The following is a 5,618-nucleotide window of genomic DNA, read 5'->3' on the forward strand; positions in this document are numbered from 1 at the left end:
GGCGAGGTGCCGCGCGGTGGTGGGCTGCCGCGGGTTCGCGTCTTGGGAGGGGCGGAGCGGCGGGGCCCGCACTATGGTGAGGAGCGATGAGCGAATCGGGCAGTCAGGTGGCGGCGAAGCTGGCCATCGAGGTGAAGGACCTCCACAAGTCCTTCGGTGACAACGCGGCGCTGCGCGGGGCGAATCTCGTCGTGCCCGAGGGCACCACCTGCGTGCTGATGGGCGTGTCCGGCTCCGGCAAGTCCGTGCTGATGAAGCACCTGATGGGGCTGATGAAGCCGGACCGGGGGTCGGTGAAGGTCAACGGCGAGGAAGTGGCCGAGTTGGACGAGAAGGCGCTGAACCAGCTGCGCCGCCAGCAGGGCGTCCTCTTCCAGGCCAATGCCCTGTTCGACTCGTTCAACGTCTACGACAACGTGGCCTTTCCGCTGCGCGAGCGGACGCAGATGTCCGAGGACGAGATTCGCCAGACGGTGGACAAGACGCTCGCCATGGTGGGGCTGTCCCACGCCACGACGCGCTTTCCGGGCGAGCTCTCCGGCGGCATGCAGAAGCGCGTGGGCTTCGCGCGCGCCGCCATCCTCCAGCCGAAAATCCTCCTCTACGACGACCCCACGGCCGGTCTGGACCCGCTCACCACGGCCTCCGTCAACGAAATCATCTTCACCGGCAAGCAGCAGCTCGGCGCCACCTCGCTGGTGATTACGCCGGACGTGGCCTCTGCCTTCGGCATGGCGGACCACCTGGCGCTGATGCACGAGGGCCGCGTCGTCGAGTACGGCCCGCCCGACTCCTTCCGCGAATCCCAACACCCCGCCGTGAAAGCGTTCCTCAACAACTACCTCCGACGCCGCTCCCAGCGCGTCCGCGCCGCCGAGGGCTGAAGTCCCCTCGGACGGCGCGCGTCGCGAATCAGGGCGTGCAGTAGCGCACGGCGTCCAGCGAGCTGCCTTCCTGCGTGGACGTCATGTAGAGCGCGCCCATGCGACGGGGCTCCAGCTTCTCCATCAGGACCCACTGCGCATAGGCGTGCAGTGGCAACCGCTCGGGACCAGGACTCCTGTCCGCGGGCGCGTGTCCCTCGTCTTGCGTCCACAGCCGCCCCTGGGTTCCGAGCATGGAGCCATCCGAGGGCAACGAGGTGTCCTTGGACACGGCAAGCCAGGCCAGCCGCAATGCACCCTCGTCCACGAAGGCATTGAAATAGGCGATCTCCGGCGCGATAGCGGCCTCCGCGAGGAACTCTGGAACTCCGCCTCCGAACAGATTTCGCACGACCTGAATCTCGTGGCGCCAGTCCGGTGGATTGCGATTTCGCAGGACCAGCACGGGTGACTCCAGGGGGCCACCGCGTGTGGCGCCCAGGTCCACCAACACGGGCATCGACCCGTTGTTGGTCGTGAAGGTGCGCTCGTCTCCGAGGAGCTCCAGGTTCGAATCGAAGCGCCGCAGTCGCACGGTATCGCCCATGGCCGGCGGCAACTGCTCTGTCGTGACCACCACCACGTCACCATTGCGCAGCCAGAGAATGCTCTCGGCATGTGAATTGGAATCCGCGGGGAGCGTGAAGAGTGCCTTGGGAGCCATGAGCACCTGTCCGTGCACATCCGTCACCGTTCCCAGCAATTGAGCTGGGAGGTCGGGCCCAGGACTCGAGCGCCAGACCACCATCAGCCGCTCCCCGTCCTGCGACATGGCCATCCGGGCGCTCCCGGAATCGAGCGGCCTGTCCAAGACCAGGGAGTCCACCGCGCCGCCCTCGGGCTGCGATTGCGGCGCGCCCGAGCTGTCGAGCGGCACGAGGTATGCCCGAAGCGGTGGGCCTGAGGTCCTCGACCCCGTGGCGTAATACAGCGCGGGCCCATCCTTCGTGTCTACGAGTCGAAGGTTGTAGGAGACCCCCGGCGGCTCGCCCGTGCGAGCCCATGGACTCGGGACCGTCGAGGAACCCTGAAGCACCAGCTTCGAGTCCAACCGCAGGATACGAACCTCATCGAGCGACTCGGTCACCGCCACGAGGACTCCGCTGTCCGTTCGGAGGCTCGCGACAGTGGCCCCGTTCAGCGGCTGAGTGAGACGTGTCACGCGAGACCGGCTCGGAGGGTCCGTCACTCCATCACAGTCATTGTCGAGCCCGTCGCACCGCGTCTCCGCCGCTTCGTAGTCCGCACCGTACGAGCGCGCCGTACACTCCGGTTCGTAGGCGCCGTCCACCCACGCCCGAGTCGCCCCCGCGCAGACGCCCTGTTGCTTCTCACAGGCGCTCGGCTCCGCTCCTCCGTCCTCCACCGTCCCCGAGTCCGGCACCGGCTCGTCCTTCGCGCCCGAGGACTCGCACCCCGACGCCACCACCACCAGCAGGAGCCCCACTCCCGCCTGAAGCCACTTTGCTGTCATGACTCATACAGTGGCACGGAGCATCCCTTCGCGGCCAACAACAGTCGAGTCCCGACAAGCATCATCGAGAGGAGCGCGACAGACTCCTCACGAGGAACAATCTCACTGACGGTGCGGCGAACCCAGACAGGGTCCGGGCTCGTCCGCTTCACGGCGTGCAGTAGCGCACGGCATCCAACGAGACACCGTCCGTGGTGGCCGTCATGTACAGGGCTCCCATGCGCCGGGGCTCGAGCTTCTCCATCAGGACCCACTGCGAAGAGCCGTGCAGCGGCAGGGGTTCGGACTCCGCGAACCGCTCCACCTGAGAGTGCCCCTCGTCCAGCGTCCCCAGGCGCCCACTCCACCCGATATTGATGTTCCCTCCCGGCGACGGCGCACTGAAATCCTTGAACGAGGAGAGCCATGCCAGCCGCAGCACCCCTTCATCCGCGAACGCACCGAACCAGGCGACATGGGGCTTAGGAGTTGTAACCCAGTCCTCCGGGACTCCTCCGTGGAAGAGGTTCTGGACCACCTGAATCCTGCGAATCCAATCGGGTGCGCCAGCCATGCGCATCACCAGGACGGGCGACTCCAGGGGTCCTCCCCGCGCGGCCCCCAGGTCCACCAGCAAGGGAGTCGCCGGGAAATATGCAGACGTTTCAAATGACCGCTCCTCACCTATCGGGTCCAGGTTCGCGTCGAAGCGGCGCAGTCGCACGGCCTCCCCCAGATTCCCATGCCGCACATCCACCATGGCGGCGAGCACCTCTCCATTGCGCAGCCAGATGACACTCCCGAGTCGTGGGCTGATGTTCGCCACCTTCTTGAAGAGCACCTTGGGCGCGGAGAGCACGTGACCCTCGACATCTGTCACCGTCCCCATCACCTCCATCGACGAGGTCTGCGCGGAACCCGCGATCCAGAGAATCACCAGCCGGTCACCCGCGGGAGAAGTCGCCACACGCGTGGACTCCTGGTCGAGCGGCCTGTCGAGGAGCGGGTACTCCACCAGTCCACCCTCGGGCAGCGGTATCGGCGCGCCCAGGTCATCGAGCGGAACGAGATAGGCACGGAGCGGTGCCCCCGCGTTGCGCGCCACGGTGGAGTAGTACAGCGCGAGTCCATTCGCGGTGCGCATGAGCTGAGTGCGCTGGAGCGCCTCAGGGGTTCCTCCCGTCCGCACCCACGGCATCGGCACGCGGGTCGTGGCCTGGAGGACCAGCTTCGAATCCAGCCGCAGGATGCGGACATCATCGGGGCTGCCCACGGCCATGAAAACGCCATGCTCTGTCTGGAGGCTCGACGCGTACCCCGCGAACAACCCCGCCTCCAGGCTCGTGACGCGAGACCGGACCTCGGGGTCCGTCACGCCATCACAGTCATTGTCGAGCCCATCGCAGCGCGTCTCGGCGGCTTCGAAGTCGGTGCCGTACGAGCGCCCGGTACACTCCTGCTCATAGGCGCCGTCCACCCACGCGCGCCTGGCTCCCGCGCAGACGCCCTGTTGCTTCTCACAGGCCAGCGGGTCCACGCCTGCGTCCGAGCCAGCATCCTCACCACCCGGCCCCCCGTCCTCCACCGTCCCCGAGTCCGGCACCGGCGCGTCCTTTGCGCCCGAGGACTCACACCCCGACGACGCCACCACCAGCAGGAGTCCCACTCCCGCCGAAAGCCACTTTGCTGTCATGTCTCATACCGTGGCACGGAATCGCCATCCGCGACCCCTAACAAATGTTTCTCACCAGAACCCCCGCGAGGAGCGAGCGAACCTGCCTCGCGGGGAATGAACTCACGGCCCCTTCAACAAACCCAGATAGAGCCCATGAGGTTCACGGCGTGCAGTAGCGCACCGAGTCCAGGTAGCTGCCGTCCAGCGTGGTCGTCATGTACATGGCTCCCACGCGGCGGGGCGCGAGCTTCTCCATCAGGACCCACTGCGCATACCGATGCAGTGGCAGGTATTCGGAGCCCGGAGACCGGTCCACCGCGGCCTGCCCCTCGTCCAAGGTCCATAGCCGCCCATTCCACCCAAGATAGTCAACACCCTCCGGCGGCGGCGCCTGATGGTCCTTGAACGCAGCAATCCATCCCAGGCGGAGCACTCCTTCGTCCGCGAGGGCGCCGTACCAGAGCACCTCTGCCGGGGAATGGGCTTCCGCCCACGTCTCCGGCAGCCCTCCACCGAAGAGATTCTCGACCACCTGAATCACGCGCCCCGGCCCCACTCGCAGGACAAGCACGGGCGACGCCAGGGGCCCACCGCGCGTCGAGCCCAGGTCCACCAGCAAGGGCATCGCCTCATAGGAGGTTTCAAAGGAGCGCTCGTCGCCCACCGGGTCCAGGTTGGCATCGAAGCGACGCAGGCGCACCGTGTCGCCCGCGAGCCCCGACTTCTCATCACTCATGGCGACCAGAATCTCCCCATTGCGCAGCCACAGGACATTCGCCAGCTTCTGCGTGACGTCCCCCACGCTCGTGAAGAGCACCTTGGGCGCCGTGAGCACCTGCCCCTGCGCATCCGTCACCGTCCCCATCACCTGTATCGGAGGGGACTGCGCGGAACCCGCGCGCCAGATGACCACCACCCGGCCATCCGCGACGGACGTCGCCGCACGAGTGCTCCCACTGTCGAACTCCCTGTCGAGCAGTGGGTACTCCACCAACCCTCCCTCGGGCAGCGGTGTCGGCGCGCCCCGGGCGTCGAGTGGAACAAGGTAAGCCCGGAGCGGTGCCGACCCATTGCGCGCCACGGTGGCGTAGTGCAGCGCCAAGCCCGTCTGCGTGCGCACGAGCTGCGCGTTCTGGAGACTCCCTTCAGGGGCTTCCGTCCGAATCCACGGCATCGACACGCTCGCCGTCCCCTGGATGGCCAGCTCCGAGTTCAACCTCAGGATGAGGACCCTGTTGCTGTCACCAATGCTCACGAACACGCCGCTGTCCGTCTTCAGACTGGAGACGCGCCCGAACGCCGCCTCCAGACTCGTGACGCGCGACCAGCTCGGAGGGTCCGTCACGCCATCGCAATCGTTGTCGAGTCCATCGCAGCGCGTCTCGGACACGTCTTCATAGTCCGCGCCATACGAGCGCCCGGTACACACCGCCTCATAGGCACCGTCCACCCACGCCCGCCTGGCCCCCGCGCAGACGCCGCGCGTCTTCTCACATGCCAGCGGCTCCACACCGCCATCCGACTCGGGGGTGCCAGCGTCTGGCTCGGGAGTGCCACCATCCCCTCC

The 5,618-nt window shown here is 67.0% G+C and carries 4 protein-coding genes; 1 reads left to right on the forward strand and 3 read right to left on the reverse strand.

Going from position 1 to position 5,618, the window contains the following annotated elements; genetic code table 11:
- Nucleotides 1-86: 86 nt before the first annotated feature.
- On the forward strand, nt 87-884 hold the full coding sequence (locus HR086_RS44205; RefSeq protein WP_174458207.1) for an ABC transporter ATP-binding protein: 798 nt from the start codon (nt 87-89) through the stop codon (nt 882-884).
- Between the two features lie 28 nt (nt 885-912).
- Here HR086_RS44205 and HR086_RS44210 read toward each other — a convergent pair whose 3' ends face one another.
- From HR086_RS44210 to HR086_RS44220, 3 genes are all read right to left on the reverse strand, one after another.
- A complete protein-coding gene (locus tag HR086_RS44210; RefSeq protein ID WP_174458206.1) occupies nt 913-2,397 on the reverse strand; it encodes a putative metal-binding motif-containing protein in 1,485 nt (494 codons plus the stop codon).
- A gap of 148 nt (nt 2,398-2,545) precedes the next feature.
- Complete coding sequence (locus HR086_RS44215; protein ID WP_174468642.1) at nt 2,546-4,069, reverse strand: putative metal-binding motif-containing protein; 1,524 nt, start codon at nt 4,067-4,069, stop codon at nt 2,546-2,548.
- A 142-nt stretch (nt 4,070-4,211) separates the two neighbouring features.
- Nucleotides 4,212-5,618: putative metal-binding motif-containing protein (locus HR086_RS44220; RefSeq protein ID WP_174468643.1), on the reverse strand; the 1,407-nt coding region annotated here is incomplete at its 5' end.

It is taken from the genome of Myxococcus sp. CA039A, assembly GCF_013336645.1.
Classification (GTDB): Bacteria; Myxococcota; Myxococcia; order Myxococcales; family Myxococcaceae; genus Myxococcus; species Myxococcus llanfairpwllgwyngyllgogerychwyrndrobwllllantysiliogogogochensis.

Bases quoted from the DNA above. Each gene is read 5' to 3' on its own strand.
- HR086_RS44205 (WP_174458207.1), top strand. From the start codon at position 87: ATGAGCGAATCGGGCAGTCAGGTGGCGGCGAAGCTGGCCATCGAGGTG.
- HR086_RS44210 (WP_174458206.1), bottom strand. From the start codon at position 2,397: ATGACAGCAAAGTGGCTTCAGGCGGGAGTGGGGCTCCTGCTGGTGGTG.
- HR086_RS44215 (WP_174468642.1), bottom strand. From the start codon at position 4,069: ATGACAGCAAAGTGGCTTTCGGCGGGAGTGGGACTCCTGCTGGTGGTG.